The 19,449-nt window shown below is 62.5% G+C and carries 17 protein-coding genes and 1 tRNA gene; all 18 read left to right on the top strand.

Annotated elements, in window-relative coordinates; all coding sequences use genetic code 11:
• Nucleotides 1–150 precede the first annotated feature (150 nt).
• The 18 genes from B0E50_RS13675 to rimP all read left to right on the top strand — a co-directional run bounded on the left by B0E50_RS13675 (nucleotide 151) and on the right by rimP (nucleotide 19,373).
• Nucleotides 151–3,030 carry an EAL domain-containing protein gene (locus B0E50_RS13675; protein WP_077441846.1) on the top strand — a complete coding sequence of 960 codons (2,880 nt, stop codon included), beginning with the start codon at nucleotides 151–153 and terminating at the stop codon, nucleotides 3,028–3,030.
• Nucleotides 3,031–3,147: 117 nt separating this feature from the next.
• On the top strand, nucleotides 3,148–3,501 hold the full coding sequence (locus tag B0E50_RS13670; protein WP_077441845.1) for a PilZ domain-containing protein: 354 nt from the start codon (nucleotides 3,148–3,150) through the stop codon (nucleotides 3,499–3,501).
• Between the two features lie 272 nt (nucleotides 3,502–3,773).
• A complete protein-coding gene (gene ndhC / locus B0E50_RS13665; protein ID WP_077441844.1) occupies nucleotides 3,774–4,130 on the top strand; it encodes an NADH-quinone oxidoreductase subunit A in 357 nt (118 codons plus the stop codon).
• A complete protein-coding gene (locus B0E50_RS13660) occupies nucleotides 4,121–4,678 on the top strand; it encodes an NADH-quinone oxidoreductase subunit B (protein ID WP_077441843.1) in 558 nt (185 codons plus the stop codon). Before ndhC ends, B0E50_RS13660 begins: the two co-directional genes overlap by 10 nt.
• 9 nt (nucleotides 4,679–4,687) lie before the next feature.
• The gene (locus B0E50_RS13655; protein ID WP_077441842.1) at nucleotides 4,688–5,416 is read left to right on the top strand and encodes an NADH-quinone oxidoreductase subunit C; all 729 of its coding nucleotides are present in this window, start codon (nucleotides 4,688–4,690) and stop codon (nucleotides 5,414–5,416) included.
• A gap of 26 nt (nucleotides 5,417–5,442) precedes the next feature.
• Entirely contained in the window at nucleotides 5,443–6,672 is a 1,230-nt protein-coding gene (locus B0E50_RS13650) for an NADH-quinone oxidoreductase subunit D (RefSeq protein ID WP_254427297.1), read from the top strand.
• A gap of 21 nt (nucleotides 6,673–6,693) precedes the next feature.
• Nucleotides 6,694–7,221 carry an NADH-quinone oxidoreductase subunit NuoE gene (nuoE, locus tag B0E50_RS13645; RefSeq protein ID WP_077441841.1) on the top strand — a complete coding sequence of 176 codons (528 nt, stop codon included), beginning with the start codon at nucleotides 6,694–6,696 and terminating at the stop codon, nucleotides 7,219–7,221.
• Nucleotides 7,221–8,546, top strand: a complete 1,326-nt coding sequence (gene nuoF / locus B0E50_RS13640; protein WP_077441840.1) for an NADH-quinone oxidoreductase subunit NuoF — start codon at nucleotides 7,221–7,223, stop codon at nucleotides 8,544–8,546. Before nuoE ends, nuoF begins: the two co-directional genes overlap by 1 nt.
• Entirely contained in the window at nucleotides 8,543–10,870 is a 2,328-nt protein-coding gene (gene nuoG, locus B0E50_RS13635; RefSeq protein ID WP_077441839.1) for an NADH-quinone oxidoreductase subunit NuoG, read from the top strand. The genes nuoF and nuoG overlap by 4 nt, the downstream gene beginning before the upstream one ends.
• 5 nt (nucleotides 10,871–10,875) lie before the next feature.
• Entirely contained in the window at nucleotides 10,876–11,904 is a 1,029-nt protein-coding gene (gene nuoH / locus B0E50_RS13630) for an NADH-quinone oxidoreductase subunit NuoH (RefSeq protein WP_077441838.1), read from the top strand.
• 8 nt (nucleotides 11,905–11,912) lie between these two features.
• Nucleotides 11,913–12,404, top strand: coding sequence for an NADH-quinone oxidoreductase subunit NuoI (gene nuoI / locus B0E50_RS13625; RefSeq protein WP_077441837.1), 492 nt, complete (start codon nucleotides 11,913–11,915; stop codon nucleotides 12,402–12,404).
• 8 nt (nucleotides 12,405–12,412) lie between these two features.
• Nucleotides 12,413–13,063 carry an NADH-quinone oxidoreductase subunit J gene (locus tag B0E50_RS13620; protein WP_077441836.1) on the top strand — a complete coding sequence of 217 codons (651 nt, stop codon included), beginning with the start codon at nucleotides 12,413–12,415 and terminating at the stop codon, nucleotides 13,061–13,063.
• Nucleotides 13,060–13,365 carry an NADH-quinone oxidoreductase subunit NuoK gene (nuoK, locus tag B0E50_RS13615; protein WP_077441835.1) on the top strand — a complete coding sequence of 102 codons (306 nt, stop codon included), beginning with the start codon at nucleotides 13,060–13,062 and terminating at the stop codon, nucleotides 13,363–13,365. Before B0E50_RS13620 ends, nuoK begins: the two co-directional genes overlap by 4 nt.
• 4 nt (nucleotides 13,366–13,369) lie before the next feature.
• A complete protein-coding gene (gene nuoL / locus B0E50_RS13610) occupies nucleotides 13,370–15,445 on the top strand; it encodes an NADH-quinone oxidoreductase subunit L (RefSeq protein ID WP_077441834.1) in 2,076 nt (691 codons plus the stop codon).
• Between the two features lie 15 nt (nucleotides 15,446–15,460).
• Nucleotides 15,461–16,969, top strand: a complete 1,509-nt coding sequence (locus tag B0E50_RS13605; RefSeq protein WP_077441833.1) for an NADH-quinone oxidoreductase subunit M — start codon at nucleotides 15,461–15,463, stop codon at nucleotides 16,967–16,969.
• A gap of 12 nt (nucleotides 16,970–16,981) precedes the next feature.
• Nucleotides 16,982–18,436: an NADH-quinone oxidoreductase subunit NuoN gene (nuoN, locus tag B0E50_RS13600; RefSeq protein WP_077441832.1), complete on the top strand. Its 1,455-nt coding sequence runs from the start codon at nucleotides 16,982–16,984 to the stop codon at nucleotides 18,434–18,436.
• 117 nt (nucleotides 18,437–18,553) lie between these two features.
• Nucleotides 18,554–18,630, top strand: a tRNA-Met gene (locus tag B0E50_RS13595).
• A gap of 194 nt (nucleotides 18,631–18,824) precedes the next feature.
• The gene (gene rimP / locus B0E50_RS13590; protein WP_077442013.1) at nucleotides 18,825–19,373 is read left to right on the top strand and encodes a ribosome maturation factor RimP; all 549 of its coding nucleotides are present in this window, start codon (nucleotides 18,825–18,827) and stop codon (nucleotides 19,371–19,373) included.
• Nucleotides 19,374–19,449: the final 76 nt, after the last annotated feature.

Here is a 19,449-nt window from a genome sequence, read left to right as displayed (position 1 = left end):
GCAGCTGAGTGATGGTCGGACAGGTCGGCAGGGTGACCTGGTTGCCGCCGGTGTCGGAAGCGTCATCAAAGCCAGCAATGAATCCGGGCGATCACAGATGTGGCAGGTCGAGGCAGTAGCGGCCGATTCCATCCACTGGCTGGTCAGAGCATGCACAATCGGGATCAGAATTCGACGCAGATCGGTGCCGAAGCAGCTGTCGCATCCAGCGAGAGCTTCTATGCGGCGCTGTCCGAGATCGGACAGTTGCTGGTCCGCTCGCTCGATCCGCCGGTGCTTTACGAGGCAGTCGTCGAGGTGCTCGAGCGCCGGATCGGCGCACGCTTCGCGATGGTGGGTGAGCTGGATCGCGAAAGCAGGCGGTTCCGACGGATCGCGCCGGCGCGGGTAGCTCCCGGCACGGAGGATATCTATCCCGAAAGCATGTCGTTCACCGTCGCGCGACCGGCGTTCTGGCAAGGTGCCCCCCAGGTGGAAACCGATATCCGGCATGTGCAGGATCTGGAGATGCTCCGTCCTGCGTACGTGCGACACGGCATCGCGGCAGCAGCTGCGGTACCGGTACTGAAATTCGGTGAGGTGTGTGCTGCGCTCGCGATACGTTCCTCCCGCGCCAGTTTCTTTTCCCCGCAGATGATCGATCTGCTGCAGCAGGTCGCGGCAAGCATCGGGCTGGGACTGGAGGCGCATGGACAGCGGATGCGGCTGCTGCAGTCAGCACAGGACGAGGCGCGACAGCGCTACGCGCTGCGACTGCTCGGTGAAATGATCAAGCTGGCCACGCACAGCGTGGACGAGCCGGCATTGCTGGCCGAAGCATGTCGTGCCGCACGGCGTATCGGTGGGTACCGGGCGGCCTGGATAGGTTTGCTGCAGGAAGGTTCCCGCACCATCGTGCATTTGTGCGCCCAAGATGGACTGGACGCCAGTATCGGTACGGACACCAAGCTCGATCTGGACGATGCCGGGCGTGTCCACGATGCGGCCGTGATCGCCATGGCAACCGGACAGGCACGAATCAGTCGTCGGCTTTCATCGGGTCGCGTGGACTGGCCGTTCGTGGCTGGCATGACGAGGTTGCACGCGGTGCTGGCTCTGCCGTTGCGGGTCGACGGAGCGATCATCGGTGTGTTCGTGATCGCCGCGGCCGGGGCAGATGCCTTCAGTACCATCGAAGTCGAGGTTTTTTCGGAGATGACGGTCGAGCTTGGCCTCGGCATCCAGATGCAGCGTGCACACGCAGCCCGTGTTGCGGCAGAACAGAATCTGCGGCTCACCCTGCAGCATTTCCGCACCATCCTGTCCACACAGTACACCGGCATCCTGGTGGTTTCCGAAGACAACCGGGTGAAGTTTGCGAACGAGGCCTTTTGCACGCTGTTCGGGTTGTCCGAAACACCGGCTGAACTGGAGGGTCAGCCGGCTGCCAGCATGTACGGCCGCCTGAAGTCGGCGTATGAGGATCCCGAACGTGAATGGGCCCGGATCCAGCAAATCCTGGCCCGGGGCGAACCGGTCGAGGGCGAAGAGGTATCGATGCAGGGCAATCGCATCTTCCTGCGCGACTTCGTGCCGATCAGGGTCGATGGCGTGGCACAGGGACGTTTGTGGCAACAGCGCGACATCACCGAGCAGAAGATGCATGAGGCCCGGGTCGAGCGACTGGCCTTCTACGACGTGGTCACCGGACTGCCGAACCGGCGTCTGCTGTTCGAGATGCTTGAACAGGCGCGGGCACGGGCCAGCAGCCAGAACTCGCAGCTCGCCGTCGGCGTGCTTGATCTCGACCGCTTCAAGAGCGTCAACGATACGATCGGGCACGCCGGCGGTGACCGCGTGCTGGCCGAGGCTGCTGCCCGGATCCTGGGCATGTTGCGTGAAGCTGACGTGCTGGCGCGCTTTGGTGGTGACGAGTTCGCACTGGTGATTTCCGGTCTCGACAGCCGAGAGCAGCTTGATGTGATCAGTCGCTGCATCCTGCAGGCACTGCGCGCACCGTTCAACCTGATGAGCGAGCAGCTCTACCTGTCCGCCAGCGTCGGCTGGACCCTGTTCCCGCTCGACCAGTCCGATGCCGAGGGGTTGGTGCGGCATGCTGATCTGGCGATGTATGCGGCAAAGGAAGCCGGCAAGGACCGGGGCGCGTTGTACGAGCCGGTGATGGAAATGGAGCAACTGCGCCTGCAGGCGATGCGTGAGCGGATTGCGCAGGCATTGCAGCAGTCGCACCTGCAGCTGATGTTCCAGCCGATCGTGTTCATCGACGGTCTTCCCGGCCTGCACGGGGTGGCGGGGATGGAGGCGTTGTTGCGCCTGAATGACACTGGACAGGAGCTGATCGAGCCTGCCAGTTTCATGCATGTGCTTGACGACCCCCAGCTGGCGCGACCGATTGGTCGCTATGTGCTGGACGAGGCTTTGCGGCGGTGCCAGGCCTGGATGCACGAGGGCATGTCGATCCCGGTCTCGGTCAACATCAGCACCCGCCACCTGCTGCATCCGGCGTTTTTCAGCGATATCGACGCCGTGCTCGACACCTATCCGGACGTGATGGATGTGGGCTTCGGCATCGAGGTGACCGAGACCGGCCCCTCGATGGATCATGCCCATGCGAAAGCCGTCATCGAGGAGTGCCGGCGACGAGGTATCCGCGTCGGACTGGACGATTTCGGCACGGGCAGCGCGTCGCTGAGTCATATCCAGCAGCTGGATATCGAGCACATCAAGCTCGACCAGAGTTTCGTGCGCGACATTCTCAGTGACGAGCGCAACATGGCGATTGCCGCAGGCGTCATCACCACCGCACGCATGCTGGCCAAGACGGTGATTGCCGAAGGCGTCGAGACGGCGGAGCAGGGCGACCTGCTTGCCTCGCTCGGCTGCCACCAGCTGCAGGGCTTCTCGATTTCCCGGCCGCTGGCTGCCGAGGCGGTGCCGGCGTGGGTCACCGGCTGGGTACCGCCAGCCTCGTGGGCACGGCTGGTGAGCGAGCGGCAGTCGCTGCTGACGGGCCAGTCCGACAGCGCGTAAGGCTGTCACGAAGGGCAGGCCATGCCGTGACGGTGCCGCAGCAGTGGTGCCAACGGGTGGCAGCGTCTAAGATCAATACCATCGATCGGGCGGCGGGATCGCCCGGCAGGAGCCAGCATGAAACCCATGGGCGCCCGTCAGGGCATCATTTCACTGAAAATCAAGGATGCGGCGTCGCTGTACAACGCGTACATGCCGTTCCTCAAGCATGGCGGTCTGTTCGCGCCGACCGCACAGGCCTATTCGCTGGGCGACGAGGTGGTACTGCTGGTGACCCTGGCCGAGGAAACCGAGCGACTTTCAGTGGTCGGCAAGGTGGTCTGGATCAGTCCGCTGGGCGCACAGGGAAACCGCACCGCCGGGATCGGCGTCCACTTCAACGAGTCGAGCGACGCCGAAGCTGCGCGCAGTCGCATCGAGAACATCCTTGCCGGTACGCTCAATTCAGAGCGCGCTACCCACACCATGTGACGGCACCGTCACGCCATGGCTGCAATGCATGGCGATAATCCGCATGGCATCGGCCGTCAAGGCTTGTCGTTGTACCCATGCGCGCTGATACAATGGCGAGATTCGCGAACTCATCTCGCGGAACATCGGACGTTTGCGGTTTCATGCCTGCATGCGTGGTTGAGCAGCCCATGGCCCCACAGCCCTGCCGAATCGAAGTCGCCGGACCGTGAGTTGCTGGATCAAGCCCCACGGTCACTGATGCGCCTGATGGCGCGGAGGTAAGTTGCATCGTGCTTGCCGAATACTGGCCCGTTCTGTTGTTCATCGGCGTAGCCACCGGCCTTGGCCTGGTGTTGCTGGCCGTCGGTCTGCTGGTGGGGCCTAGCCGTCCCGAGGCGGAGAAGCTCGCTCCCTACGAGTGTGGCTTCGAGGCATTCGAAGATGCGCGCATGCGCTTCGACGTGCGCTACTACCTGCTCGCCATCCTGTTCATCATTTTCGATCTGGAAATCGCCTTCCTGTTTCCGTGGGCGGTGGTGTTCCAGCAGATCGGCATCGTCGCGCTGGTCGAGATGGCGCTGTTCCTGCTGCTGCTGGTCATCGGTTTTGCCTACGTGTGGAAGAAGGGAGCGCTGGAATGGGAGTGATCGATTCCATCAGCCGGACGATGCACAACCCGCCGCCGGTCGATGTCGTCGACGACATCCTGCGGCCCGGTGGCGACAGCCCGCTGGTGCAGCGCGGCTTCGCCACGGCGCGCATGGACGAGTTGATGAACTGGGCGCGTACCGGCTCGATGTGGCCGATGACGTTCGGCCTGGCGTGCTGCGCGGTCGAGATGATGCATGCCGGCGCGGCGCGACTGGATCTGGACCGCTACGGCGTGATCTTCCGTCCCAGCCCGCGTCAGTCCGACGTGATGATCGTGGCCGGCACCCTGGTCAACAAGATGGCCCCGGCGCTGCGCAAGGTCTACGACCAGATGCCCGAGCCGAAGTGGGTGATCTCGATGGGCAGCTGCGCGAACGGCGGTGGTTATTACCACTATTCCTATTCGGTGGTGCGCGGTTGCGATCGCATCGTGCCGGTGGACATCTACGTGCCGGGCTGCCCGCCGACGGCCGAAGCATTGATCCACGGCATCCTGCAGTTGCAGAAGAAGATCCGCCGCACCAGCACCATCGCGCGTTCGTGAGGCCCTGATATGTCCGACACACCTGCGACCTCGCTGGCCGAACGCCTCGCTGCGCGATTCGGCGACACGCTGATGATCAGCACCCAGCGCAACGAAATCACCGCCGAACTGGCCGCTGCCGACCTGATCGCGGTGGCCACCGCGTTGCGCGACGAGCCAGGCTTCCGTTTCAGCGAGCTGATCGACCTGTGCGGCGTAGACTACCTCGGCTACGGCCAGACCGAGTGGGATACGACCGATATCTCATGGACCGGCTTCTCGCGTGGCGTGGAAGGCCAGGCGATGGGTCGCTTCGACTGGGCCCAGCGTCCGCGTGGCGACAACGAGCCGCGTCGCTTTGCCTCGGTGGTCCATCTGTTGTCGATCGAACACAATCGTCGTCTGCGCCTGCGCGTGTTCTGCGCGGACGACAGCATGCCGGTGGTGCCGTCGCTGACCCAGGTGTGGCCGGGTGTGAACTGGTTCGAGCGCGAGGCGTTCGACCTGTACGGCATCATCTACGATGGCCATCCGGACCTGCGCCGCATCCTGACCGACTATGGTTTCGTCGGCCATCCGTTCCGCAAGGACTTCCCGCTGATCGGCAATGTCGAGGTGCGCTACGACCCTGAGCAGAAGCGGGTGATCTACGAGCCGGTGTCGATCGAGCCGCGCGTGCTGGTACCGCGCACCATCCGCAACGATGCCGACCTGATGCAGGCCAAGGCCGAAGCGGCCGACGATTGGCAGAGGAACTGATCGTGCAAGAAATTCGCAACTACACGATGAACTTCGGCCCGCAGCATCCGGCCGCGCACGGCGTGCTGCGCCTGATCATGGAGATGGACGGCGAGACCATCATCCGCGCCGATCCGCACGTGGGCCTGCTGCATCGTGGCACCGAGAAGCTGGCCGAGTCCAAGCCGTTCAACCAGTCGATCGGTTACATGGACCGGCTCGACTACGTCTCGATGATGTGCAACGAGCACGCTTATGTGAAGGCGATCGAGAACCTGCTGGGGATCGAGGCGCCGGAACGGGCGCAATACATCCGCACCATGTTCGACGAGATCACCCGCATCCTGAACCACCTGATGTGGATCGGCTCGAACGCGCTCGATCTCGGTGCGATGGCGGTGTTCCTCTATGCGTTCCGTGAGCGCGAGGAACTGATGGACGTGTACGAGGCGGTGTCGGGCGCGCGCATGCACGCGACCTACTACCGTCCCGGCGGCGTCTACCGCGACCTGCCGGCGCAGATGTCGCAATACCGCGAGTCGCCCTGGCACAAGGGCAACGACCTCAAGCGCCTGAACAGCTGGCGCGAAGGTTCGATGCTGGACTATCTCGAGGCGTTCACCAGCGACTTCCCGTCGAAGGTGGACGAGTACGAAGACCTGCTGACGAACAACCGCATCTGGAAGCAGCGCACTGTCGGTATCGGCGTGATCAGCCCGGAGCTGGCCCAGCAGTGGGGCATGACCGGCGTGATGCTGCGCGGTTCGGGCGTCGAGTGGGATCTGCGCAAGAAGCAGCCGTATGCGAAGTACGCCGAGATGGATTTCGACATCCCGGTCGGCGTCGGCGGCGACTGCTACGACCGTTACCTGTGCCGCGTCGAAGAGATGCGCCAGTCGAACCGGATCATCCAGCAGTGCGTGAAGTGGCTGAAGGCGAATCCCGGCCCGGTGATGGTGGAGAACTTCAAGGTCGCACCGCCGTCGCGGGTCGAGATGAAGGAGGACATGGAAGCCATGATCCATCACTTCAAATTGTTCACCGAGGGCTATTGCGTGCCGGCCGGCGAGACCTACGCCGCGGTCGAGGCGCCGAAGGGCGAGTTCGGCTGCTATCTGGTTTCCGATGGCGCCAACAAGCCGTTTCGCGTGCACCTGCGCGCACCGGGTTTTGCCCACCTGTCATCCATGGACACCATCGTGCGCGGCCACATGCTCGCCGACGTGGTGGCCATGATCGGTACCTATGACCTCGTGTTCGGCGAAGTGGATCGCTGAGCCGGCACGACGGAGAAACGCATGAAAGCCACCGGACATTTCGAGCAGGTCAGGAACGTCGATCCGCTCGTCGTACTCACCGACCATACCCGCCATCACATCGATGAGTGGGTGGCCAAGTTCCCGCCGGATCGCAAGCGCTCGGCGCTGATCCAGGCTTTGTTTGCCGCGCAGGAGCAGAACCAGGGCTTCCTCACCGACGAACTGATCACTGCGGTCGCGAAGTACCTCGACCTGCCGGCGGTGTGGGCGTATGAGGTTTCCAGCTTCTACTCGATGCTGGAGACCAAGCCGGTCGGCCGCAATAACGTGGCGATCTGCACCAACATCTCGTGCTGGCTCAACGGCGCGGAAGGTCTGGTGCGCCACTGCGAGAAGAAGCTCGGCATCAAGACTGGCGAGAGCACGCCGGACGGCCGCATCTATCTGAAGCAGGAAGAGGAATGCATCGCTGCCTGCGTGTACGCGCCGGCGATGACGGTGAATGGGCATTACCACGAGCGTCTCACTACCGAGAAGCTCGACGAAATTCTGGATGGGTTGAAATAATGGCCGTCGGACCCGCCCCGCAGGAACACCAGGTCGTCTACACGACGCTGCATTTCGACACGCCGTGGTCGATGGACAGCTATCTGCAGGTCGATGGCTACAAGGCGTGGAAGAAGATCCTCGCCGAGAAGCCCGACCCGGTCGCGCTGATCGAGGAAATCAAGAAGAGCAGCCTGCGCGGTCGCGGTGGCGCGGGTTTCCCGACCGGTCTGAAGTGGTCGTTCATGCCGAAAGGCACGATGCAGAAGTACATCCTGTGCAACTCGGACGAATCCGAGCCGGGCACGGCGAAGGATCGCGACATCCTGCGCTACAACCCGCATGCGGTGATCGAGGGTCTGGCGATCGCGTGCTACTGTACCGGTTCGACCGTGGCCTACAACTACCTGCGTGGCGAATTCCATCACGAGCCGTTCGAACATCTCGAAGCGGCGCTGAAGGAAGCCTACGCGGCCGGTCTGCTCGGCAAGAACATCCAGGGCACCGGGCTGGACGTGGACATCCACAATGCGCTTGGCGCGGGTGCCTATATCTGTGGCGAAGAAACCGCGCTGATGGAATCGCTGGAAGGCAAGAAGGGCCAGCCGCGCTTCAAGCCGCCGTTCCCGGCCAACTTCGGCCTGTATGGCAAACCGACAACGATCAACAACACCGAGACCTATGCCTCGGTGCCGGCAATCCTGCGCAACGGCGCCGACTGGTTCCTCAATCTCGGCAAGCCGAACAATGGCGGCCCGAAGATCTTCTCGGTGTCCGGTCACGTCAATAACCCGGGCAACTTCGAGATCCGTCTCGGCACCTCGTTCAAGGATCTGCTTGAGATGGCCGGTGGCGTGCGCAACGGCAACCAGCTCAAGGCGGTGATCCCGGGCGGTTCCTCGATGAAGGTGCTGCCGGCCGACGTGATGCTGGAAAGCACGATGGACTACGACTGCCTGCAGAAGGCCGGCTCGGGTCTCGGCTCCGGCGCGGTGATCGTGATGGACGAGACCACCTGCATGGTCAAGGTCTGCCATCGCATCTCGCGGTTCTACATGGCGGAGTCCTGCGGCCAGTGCACGCCGTGCCGCGAAGGCACCGGCTGGATGTACCGCGTGCTCTCGCGCATCGTCGAGGGCAAGGGCACCCAGGACGACCTGCATCGCCTGAAGGCGATTGCCGGCCAGATCGAGGGCCACACCATCTGCGCATTCGGCGAAGCCGCCGCGTGGCCGGTGCAGGGTTTCCTCGCGCGTTTCTGGAATGAATTCGAATATTTCGTGCAGCACGGGCGCTCGATGGTCGATGACCAACTGGCCGAAGCCAACCAGGGAGTTGCCGCATGAGTGCGCAGCCCAGCAACAACGCCGCGCCCGACCTGATCAACATCGAGGTCGACGGCAAGCCCACGCAGATCCGCAAGGGCGCGATGATCATCGAGGCGGCCGACGCGATCGGCGTCGCGATCCCGCGCTTCTGCTATCACCGCAAGCTGCCGATCGCCGCGAACTGCCGCATGTGCCTGGTCGACGTGGAGATGGGCGGCAAGCTGATGCCCAAGCCGCAGCCGGCGTGTGCTACTCCGGTAGCGGATGGCATGAAGGTGATGACGCGCTCGGACAAGGCGCTGAAGTTCCAGAAAGACGTGATGGAGTTCCTGCTGATCAACCATCCGCTCGACTGCCCGATCTGCGATCAGGGCGGCGAGTGCGAGCTGCAGGACGTGGCGCTGGGTTACGGCCGCAGCGTGTCGCGCTACACCGAGCGCAAGCGCACCATCGCTGACGAGAACATCGGGCCGCTGGTCGCCACCGAGATGACCCGCTGCATCCAGTGCACCCGTTGCGTGCGCTTCACCAGTGAGATTGCCGGCACTTACGAACTGGGAGGCATGAATCGTGGTGAGAACCTGCAGATCGGCACCTATATCGGCAAGACGATCGAGACGGAGCTGTCGGGCAACATCGTCGACGTCTGCCCGGTCGGCGCGCTGACCAACAAGCCGTTCCAGTTCCAGGCACGCGCCTGGGAGCTGATCGCCAAGCCGTCGATCGCCTACCACGACGCGCTCGGCTCCAACCTGTGGCTGCATACGCGCCGTGGTGAGGTGCTGCGCACGGTGCCGCGCGACAACGAAACGATCAACGAATGCTGGCTGTCCGATCGCGACCGCTACAGCCACCAGGGCCTGTATGCGGCTGACCGACTCCATGCGCCGGAAGTGAAGCGCAACGGCCAGTGGCAGACGACCACCTGGGAAGATGCGCTGCAGTTTGCCGGCGAAGCGCTGAAGAAGGTACCGGGCAGCGAGCTGGGCATCCTGGTGCATCCGGCCAGCTCGAACGAAGAGGGCGATCTGCTGATGCGTCTGGCTCGTGGTCTGGGCAGCGCACACGTCGATCACCGTCTGCGTCAGCTCGACTTTGCCGACAATGCCGTGGCCAGCAGTTTCGCGTTGCCGGTTACCGACGTCGCGCAGGTCAAGGCTGCGTTGCTGGTCGGCTCCGATCTGCGTCACGAAATGCCCTTGCTCAATCATCGCCTGCATCAGGCGGTGAAGAAGGGCGCCAAGGTCTACACGGTCAATCCGGCGAGCTTCGATTTCAATTACAGCCTGGCCGGCGAATCGATCGTCGCGCCGCAGGCGCTGGTCGATGCGCTGCTGGCGCTGGCCAAGGCGGCCGTGGCTGCCGGCGCAACGGCACCGGCGCCGCTGGCCGATGCGATCAATGCTGCGTCGAACGATCAGGGCGACAGCGACGCGATCGCTGCGTTGAAGTCGGGTAGTACGGTGGTGATACTCGGCGAAGCTGCGGTCACACATCCGCAGGCCTCGTGGCTGCGTGTGCTGGCCCGCTTCATCGCCGACGCCACCGGTGCCGGTTACAACGAACTGCCGGTTGGCGCGAATGCCGTCGGTCTCGCCAAGCTCGGCGTGCTGCCTGGCAACGGCGGGCTCGACGCGCAGGCGGTGCTGGCGCAGCCGCGCAAGAGCTACGTGCTGTATGGCGTCGAGCCGCCGCACGATTTCGCCGATGGCGCGGCAACCCTGAAGGCGTTGCACAGTGCGGAGCAGGTGGTGGCGTTCAGCGCCTACGCCAGCGCCGCGTTGCGCGAAGTGGCCGACGTGATCCTGCCGATCGCTCTGCTGCCGGAGATCGACGCGACTCTGGTCAATGTCGATGGCCTGGCGCAGGGTGTCAGCGCCGGTGCCAAGGCACCCGGTCAGGCCCGTCCGGGCTGGAAGGTGTTGCGTGCACTGGGTGGCGCCTTGCAACTGGCCGGTTTCGAGTTCGACGACCTGGCTGGTCTGCGTGATGGCATCAGCGAACGTGCCGTGGCGCCGCGCAGCGGTCTGGCCGCACGCGCGGCTGCCGCCGGACTGACCCGTCTCGCCACCTGGCCGATCTATCGTGGCGATGCTGTGTTGCGCCGTGCCACCGCGTTGAATGCCCATCCGCTCAACCGTGCCCCGGCGATACGTCTGAATGCGGCTGAGGCACAGCGGCTCGGTCTGGTTCACGGTGCGCAGGCGCGCATCGGCGACGTGCTGCTGCCGCTGGTCGTCGATGTGGCCGTGCCGGATGGCGCGGCATGGATCGAGGCTGCCCAGGATCTCACCGCCACGCTGCCGCCGTATGGCGCGGCCATCACCTTGAGCAAGGCATAAGCATCATGGCTGATCAACTTATCCATCAGCTCCTGATCCCGGTGCTGTACATCGTGGCCATCGTGTTGCCGCTGATCATCGCGGTGGCGATGTTCGTGTACTGGGAGCGCAAGGTCATCGGCTGGATGCACGTGCGCATGGGGCCGAACAAGATCGGTCCGTTCGGCTTGCTGCAGGCGTTCGCCGACGTGGTCAAGCTGCTGATCAAGGAAGTCATCCTGCCGACCAAGGCGAACCGGGCGCTGTATTACCTGGCGCCGTTGCTGGCACTGATCCCGGCGCTGGCGGCATGGGCCGTGGTTCCGTTCAGCAGCAAGATGGTGCTGTCCAACGCGAATGCCGGCGTGCTGTATCTGCTGGCGATGACCTCGATGGGCGTGTACGGCATCATCCTGGCCGGCTGGGCATCCAACTCGCGCTATGCACTGCTCGGTGCGATGCGTTCGGCGGCGCAGGTGATCTCGTATGAACTGGCGATGGGTCTGTGCCTGGTCTGCGTGCTGGTGCTGGCCGGTTCGTTGAACTTGACCGACATCGTCAACGCACAGGCGGGTCACAAGGGTCTGTTCGGCTGGTTCTGGCTGCCGCTGCTGCCGGTGTTCGTGATCTATTTCATCTCCGGCGTGGCCGAGACCAATCGCGCGCCGTTCGACGTGGCCGAGGGCGAGTCGGAAATCGTCGCCGGCTTCCATGTGGAATACTCCGGTTCGGCCTTCGCGATCTTCTTTCTGGCCGAATACGCCAACATGATCCTGGTCAGCTTCCTGGCCGCGATCCTGTTCATGGGCGGCTGGTTGTCGCCATTCCCCGATACGTGGGGCTTCATCGGGCAGGGTGGTTTCATCTGGCTGTTCATCAAGGCGTTCCTGTTTGCCTTCCTGTTCCTGTGGTTCCGCGCCACCTTTCCGCGCTATCGCTATGACCAGATCATGCGGCTGGGCTGGAAGGTGTTCATCCCCATCGCCATCGTGTGGGTTCTCGTGGCCGGCTGCATGAAGTACTACGGCCTGGTCACCATCGGCACGGGGGTCTGAAGAAAGCCATGTCCCGCATTACCCATTATTTCAAGAGCCTGCTGCTGGTCGAGCTGTTCCAGGGCATGGGCCTGACCCTGCGTTACATGTTCAAGCCGAAGTACACCGTGCGCTATCCGATGGAGCACATCCCGAAGTCGAACCGCTTCCGCGGCCTGCATGCGCTGCGCCGCTATGCGAACGGCGAGGAGCGCTGCATCGCGTGCAAGCTGTGCGAGGCGGTGTGCCCGGCGCTGGCGATCACGATCGACTCGGCACCGCGCGAGAGCGACGGCCAGCGCCGTACTACGCGCTACGACATCGACTTGTTCAAGTGCATCTTCTGTGGCTTCTGCGAAGAAAGCTGCCCGGTCGATTCGATCGTCGAGACCAGCATCCACGAGTATCACTTCGAGCATCGCGGCGAGAACGTGGTGACCAAGCAGCAGCTGCTGGCCATCGGCGACCGCTTCGAGCTGCAGATTGCCGCCGACCGTGCGCAAGACGCGGCGTACCGCTGAGGCCAACGATGAATCCCCAACTGTTCCAACTCATCTGTTTCTACGCCTTCGGCTTCGTCACCGTGGCCGCCGCGTTGTCGGTGATCACGCTGAAGAACACCGTGCATGCGGTGCTGGCGCTGGTGCTGACGTTCTTCAGTGCCGCCTGCCTGTGGATGCTGCTGGATGCCGAGTTCCTGGCGCTGGCGCTGATCGTGGTCTATGTCGGCGCGGTGATGGTGCTGTTCCTGTTCGTGGTGATGATGCTCGACCTCGACCAGGAGAAACTGCGCGAGGGCTTCGTGAAGTTCCTGCCGATCGGCCTGATCGTGGCGGCGGCGATGCTGGTGGAGATGCTCGGCCTGATCGGCGTGCGCGCGATGCACACGCAAGTCATGGGGGCCGATCCGGCTGCTACAGCGGGCACGTCCAACACGGCATGGCTGGGCCATGCGTTGTATACGCAGTATCTGCTGCCGTTCGAGGTCGCCGCACTGATCCTCACCGTGGGTGTGGTCGCGGCGGTGGCACTGACCCTGCGCCAGCGCGGCGACGCGCGTTACGAGTCGGCCAGCCAGCAGGTCAAGGTCAGCCCGCGTGATCGCGTCCGCATCGTGAAGATGGCGGCCGAGCGTCCCGTCGACGAAACGCCGGCCCCGCCGCAGGAGTCCAAGTCATGATCACGCTCTCGCACTACATCGTGCTCGGCGCGGTGCTGTTCTGCATCGCCGTCGCCGGCCTGTTCATCAACCGCAAGAACGTGATCGTGCTGCTAATGTCGATCGAGCTGATGCTGCTTGCGGTGAACATGAACTTCGTGGCGTTCTCGAGCTTCCTCGGCGACGTGTCGGGGCAGGTGTTCGTGTTCTTCATCCTCACCGTGGCCGCGGCAGAAGCTGCCATCGGCCTGGCGATCCTGGTGCTGCTGTTCCGCAATCGCAGCACGATCAATATCGCCGACATCGACAGCATGAAGGGCTGATCACATGGGTCTTTCGACATCCATTCTGCTGACGATCGCACTGGCACCGCTGGTCGGTTGCGTGCTGGCCGGCTTCCTCGGCAAGTTCCTCGGCCGCGCCGGTTCGCACACGGTCACGATCCTCGGCGTGGCGATCTCCTGCGCGCTGTCGTTCTACGTGCTGTACCAGCTCACCCTGGGCGGCGCCGAGACGTACAACCAGAACATCTATACCTGGTTCCAGATCGGCCACTTCAACGCCAGCGTCGGTTTCCTGGTCGACCGCCTGACCGCCATGATGCTGGTGGTGGTGAGCTTCGTGTCGCTGCTGGTGCACGTGTACACCATCGGCTACATGGCCGACGACGATGGCTACAAGCGCTTCTTCAGCTACATCTCGCTGTTCACCTTCTCGATGTTCATGCTGGTCATGAGCAACAACTTCATGCAGCTGTTCTTCGGCTGGGAAGCGGTCGGCCTGGTGTCGTACTTGCTGATCGGTTTCTGGTACAAGCGGCCGACCGCGATCTTCGCGAACCTGAAGGCGTTCCTGGTCAACCGCGTAGGCGATTTCGGCTTCCTGCTCGGCATCGCGGCGGTGCTGTATTTCCTCGGTACGCTGGATTACGCCACCGCGTTCGATTCGGCGCCTTCGCTGATCGGCAAGACCCTGCAGATCACCGCAGGCACGCAGTGGGATGCCGCCACGGTGATCTGCATCTGCCTGTTCATCGGTGCGATGGGCAAGTCGGCGCAGGTGCCGTTGCACGTGTGGCTGCCTGACTCGATGGAAGGCCCGACCCCGATCTCCGCGCTGATCCATGCGGCCACGATGGTGACCGCGGGCATCTTCATGGTGGCGCGCATGTCGCCGCTGTTCGAGCTGTCGCAGAGCGCGCTCAGCTTCGTGATGGTGATCGGTGCCACCACCGCGCTGTTCACCGGCCTGATTGGTATCGTGCAGAACGACATCAAGCGCGTGGTGGCGTATTCCACGCTGTCGCAGCTCGGCTACATGACGGTGGCGCTCGGCGTATCGGCGTACAGCGGCGCGGTATACCACCTGATGACGCATGCGTTTTTCAAGGCATTGCTGTTCCTCGGCGCCGGCTCGGTGATCATCGCGATGCATCACGAGCAGGACATGCGCTACATGGGCGGCCTGCGCAAGTACATGCCGATCACCTGGATCACCATGTGGATCGGTTCGCTGGCGCTGTGCGGCGTGCCGTTCTTCTCGGGTTTCTATTCGAAGGACGCGATCATCGAGGCGGTCGGCGAGTCGCATCGCTGGGGTTCGCACTACGCGTATTTCTGCGTAATGGCTGGTGCGCTGGTCACGTCGCTTTACACCTTCCGCCAGATGTATCTGACGTTCCATGGCAAGGAGCGCTTCACCGTCGTCGCGCATCATGGCCATGCTCATCACGATGCGCATGACGATCATCACGACGATCATGGTCACCATGAGCCGGGCGTGCTGGAACATGCACCGAAGGAATCGCCGTGGGTGGTGACGCTGCCGCTGGTGTTGCTGGCGATACCGTCGCTGCTGGTCGGTTTCTTCACGGTCGGTCCGATGCTGTTCGGTGGCTGGTTCGGCAGCGCGATCCACGTTGACGAAGCGAACAACGTATTGGGCGAACTGGGTCAGAAATTCCACGGTTCACTTTCTATGGCCCTGCACGGGTTCTCCCTGATCGGCCCGTTTGGCCTGGTGCTGCTGGCTTTCGTGATCCAGACATACATCTATCTGTTCAACCCCTCGATGGCAGACAAGATCAAGTCGGCGTTGAAGCCGCTGTGGACCGTGCTCGACCGCAAGTACTGGGTCGACGACGTGTACTTCGCGGTGTTCGCCCGCGGCGGCCTCAAACTCGGTCGGCTGTTCTGGAAGGCGGGTGACACGGCGGTGATCGACGACACCATGGTCAATGGTTCGGTAAGCCTGATTCACCGTGTCGCTGCCATGACGCGCCGTCTGCAGTCGGGTTATCTCTATCACTACGCCTTCGCGATGATTCTTGGCCTGATCCTGCTGCTTGGTGGGTACTGGTTCTTTGGTTCTGGGCTGATCGGCTCCGGCCTGGTCGGGCAATAAGGGAAGCAAGCACACATGTTCAATCACTTGCTCAGCCTGCTGATCTGGCTCCCCGTCGCTGGCGCGATTCCCGTGCTGCTCGCCGGCTCGGCGCGTCCCAATCTGGCGCGCTGGTTGTCGCTGCTGGTAGCGGTGTTGACCTTCGTGGTCAGCCTGTTCCTGCTGGTGCAATACAACCCCGATACCGGCGGCATGCAGTTGACCGAAAGCTATCTGTGGATCGCTTCGTGGGGCGTCCACTACGGGCTGGCGGTCGATGGTATTTCGGTAGCGCTGATCCTGATGACCACTTTCGTCGGCATCCTGGTGATCGCCGGTGCCTGGGAAGTCATCCAGGACAGGCCGCACCAGTACATGGCCGCGATGCTGATCCTCGAGGGCCTGCTGATCGGCGTGTTTTGCGCCACTGACGCACTGCTGTTCTACGCGCTGTTCGAGGCGATCCTGATCCCGATGTTCATCCTGATCGGAATCTGGGGTGGCCCGCGCCGTGTGTATGCGACGCTGAAGTTCTTCATCTACACGTTCTTCGGCTCGGTCTTCATGCTGATCGCGCTGCTGTACCTGTACCAGAAGGCGCACACGTTCGATCTCGCCACGCTGGCGGCGCTGCCGCTGACGCTGAAGGAGCAGAGCTGGATCTTCTTCGCGTTCCTGATCGCGTTCGCGATCAAGGTGCCGATGGTGCCGGTGCACACGTGGTTGCCGGATGCCCACGTGGAGGCGCCGACCGGTGGCTCGGTGGTACTGGCGGCGGTGATGCTGAAGATCGGCGGATACGGTTTCCTGCGCTTCTCGCTGCCGATCGTGCCCGATGCTTCCGAGCACTTCGCCTGGGTGGTGATCGCGCTGAGCCTGATCGCCGTGGTCTATATCGGCTACGTGGCGCTGGTGCAGGAAGACATGAAGAAGCTGGTGGCGTATTCGTCCGTGGCCCACATGGGCTTCGTCACCCTGGGCATCTTCATCGCGTTCATGCTGGTGCGCGGCTCGGCCAATACCGACATGGCGCAGCTGGGCATGCAGGGTGCCATGATCCAGATGATCTCGCATGGCTTCGTCTCCGGTGCGATGTTCACCTGCATTGGCGTGTTGTACGACCGCATGCATACCCGCTCGATCAAGGATTACGGCGGCGTCATCAACGTGATGCCGTGGTTCGGCTTCTTCTATGTGCTGTTCGCGATGGCGAACTGCGGCCTGCCGGGCACCAGCGGTTTCGTCGGCGAGTTCATGGTGATCCTGGCCAGCTTCAGTGCGAATCCGTGGATTGCCGTGTTCGCCGCGTTCACCCTGATCATCGGCGCTGCCTACACGTTGTGGCTGGTCAAGCGCGTGCTGTGGGGTGACATCACCAATCCGCACGTAGCCGAGATGAAGGAAATCAACGGCCGCGAAACCTTCGTGCTGGTGGCGTTTGCTGCTGCCGTGCTGGCGCTGGGCATCTGGCCGCAGCCGCTGGTGCATCTGATGGACAGCTCGGTATCCCAGCTCGTGCACCAGATCGCCATTCACAAGATTTGATCGGAATCGAACATGCCGACTTTCAATGACATTCTGATCATGCTGCCGGAGTTTTATCTGGTGGCTGCGGCATGCGTACTGTTGCTGACAGACGCGTTCATGAAGCCCGAGCAGCGGCCGCATCTGCACTGGATTTCGATCTTCGTCCTGCTGGTGGGGATCTACCTGGTGATTGCCGGTCAACCGGAGCAGGCCGCGACGGCGTTCGGTGGCATGTTCGTGCGCGACGACGTGGCCGAGATACTCAAGGTCTTCGCACTGGGTACCACGGCCTTGGTGTTCGTCTATGCGCGGCCCTACCTGATCGACCGCAAGCTGCTGATCGGCGAGTTCTACACGCTGATGATCTTTGCAGTGCTTGGCATCATGCTGCTGGTGTCGGCTGGCAATTTGCTTACCGTCTATCTCGGCCTGGAACTGCTCTCGCTGTCGTCCTACGCGCTTGTCGCACTGAACCGCGACGCAAGGTTGCCGTCGGAAGCTGCGATCAAGTACTTCGTGCTGGGCGCACTGGCTTCAGGCATGCTGCTGTACGGCATGTCGATGGTCTACGGCGCCTCCGGCATGGGTGGCACGCCGAGTCTGGACCTGGCGCAGCTGCATAACGTGATGACGTACACCACGGCACCGAATCTGCTGTTGTTCGGGCTGATCTTCATGATCGTCGGCATCGGCTTCAAGCTTGGCGCTGCACCGTTCCACATGTGGATCCCGGACGTCTATCAGGGCGCGCCGACTCCGATCACCACGTTCATTGCCTCCGGCTCCAAGCTGGCTGCATTCGGCATGGCATTTCGCCTGCTGAGCTCGGGCATGGGCGACCTGTCGCAGCATTGGCATCTGATGCTGGCCGTGCTGGCGGTGATCTCGCTGGCGATCGGCAACCTGGTCGCCATCGTGCAGACCAACCTCAAGCGCATGCTGGCGTATTCCACCATCTCGCACATGGGTTACCTGTTGCTCGGTCTTTCCGCTGCCGGCCCGGAGGGTTATGCCGCGGCGATGTTCTACGCGATCTGCTATGCGCTGATGGGTGTGGCTGCGTTCGGTGTGATGCTGGCGCTGAGCCGTGCAGGTTTCGAGTGCGAGGAAATCGCTGATCTCAAGGGGCTCAACCAGAAGTCGCCGTGGATGGCGTTCCTGATGCTGCTGGCGATGTTCTCGCTGGCCGGTGTGCCACCGCTGTTCGGCTTCTGGGCCAAGGTGCTGGTGCTGGAAGCGGCGATTCACGCGAACATGCTATGGCTGGCGATCGTCGGCATCGTGTTCGCGATCATCGGCCTGTACTACTACCTGTATGTGATCAAGGTGATGTACTTCGACAAACCGGCAGAGGGCAGCGTGCTGACGGTGCAGCAGGACAAGCCATTGCGTGTGGTGCTCTCGCTGAACGCGTTGTCGCTGCTGGCGCTTGGCTTGTACTGGGGGCCGCTGCTGGGCTGGTGCCGTTCCGCTTTCGGACTTTGATCTATAGTTGATGGAAAATCATCGTGTCATGGCACGATGGTTCACTGCAAAATGACGGATTTCTCGGATCGAGGCTTGCAAGAAACCGGCCACCCCGCTAAACTCTTCGGACTCTGATGCGGGGTGGAGCAGTCTGGCAGCTCGTCGGGCTCATAACCCGAAGGTCGTAGGTTCGAATCCTACCCCCGCTACCAGATCTTTCTTGATGCAAGAAAGCCTCCTCGTGAGGCTTTTTTGTTGGGCGCATGGATGCGTTGCACGGAGCTGAGCTAGGCTTCGGCGCCGGAAGGAGCTGTACGAGGAAGGACATCGGCGAGATAGGGAAATGGGCCGTTGGAGCCCATTTTTTGTTTCTGCTGTTCTGAGAGTGAGCTGGGAAGGCGAATCCATGGATACACAGGCACTGGCACAACGCTTCACCGGTATCCTGGCCGATCTGGGCCTGGAATGCCTCGGCGTGGAGTTCACCCCGTCGCATGGACAGAGTACGCTGCGCGTTTACCTGGATCTGCTCCACAAGGATGGTGCAGCCGAGGATGAACGCCGCGAGGTTGGCATCGAGGACTGCGAGAGCGCCAGCCGCGAGTTGTCTGCGCTGCTCGACGTGGAGGATCCGATCCCGGGTCATTACGTGCTCGAGGTTTCCTCGCCGGGCATCGATCGGCCGCTGTTCACGGCGGCACAGTTTGCAAAGGTGAATGGGCAGGAAGTGAAATTGCTGCTGAAAGCACCGCTGGAAGGGCGTCGTCGTCTGCGCGGCAAGCTGGTTTCGGTGGAAGGCGAGCGCATCGTGCTGGAAGCCGAAGGCAAGACATTCGAATTCGAGCATGCGCTGGTGGAAAGTGCGCGTGTGGTGCCGGACTGGGTAGCGCTTGGTTATGCACCGCAGCCCAAGCCCGGCAGCAAGATACCCGGCAAGAAGAACACTGCTGGTTAAGAATTGAAGAGTGCGGCCATGGATGGTCGTTTGTTGATCACGGCGTCCTGGACGGATGCGAAAGTTAACGATTGGA

The sequence above is a fragment of the Rhodanobacter sp. C01 genome, assembly GCF_002001045.1.
Classification (GTDB): Bacteria; Pseudomonadota; Gammaproteobacteria; order Xanthomonadales; family Rhodanobacteraceae; genus Rhodanobacter.
Note: the sequence above shows the minus strand (reverse complement) of the source record. Positions and strands in the feature narration are given on the sequence as shown.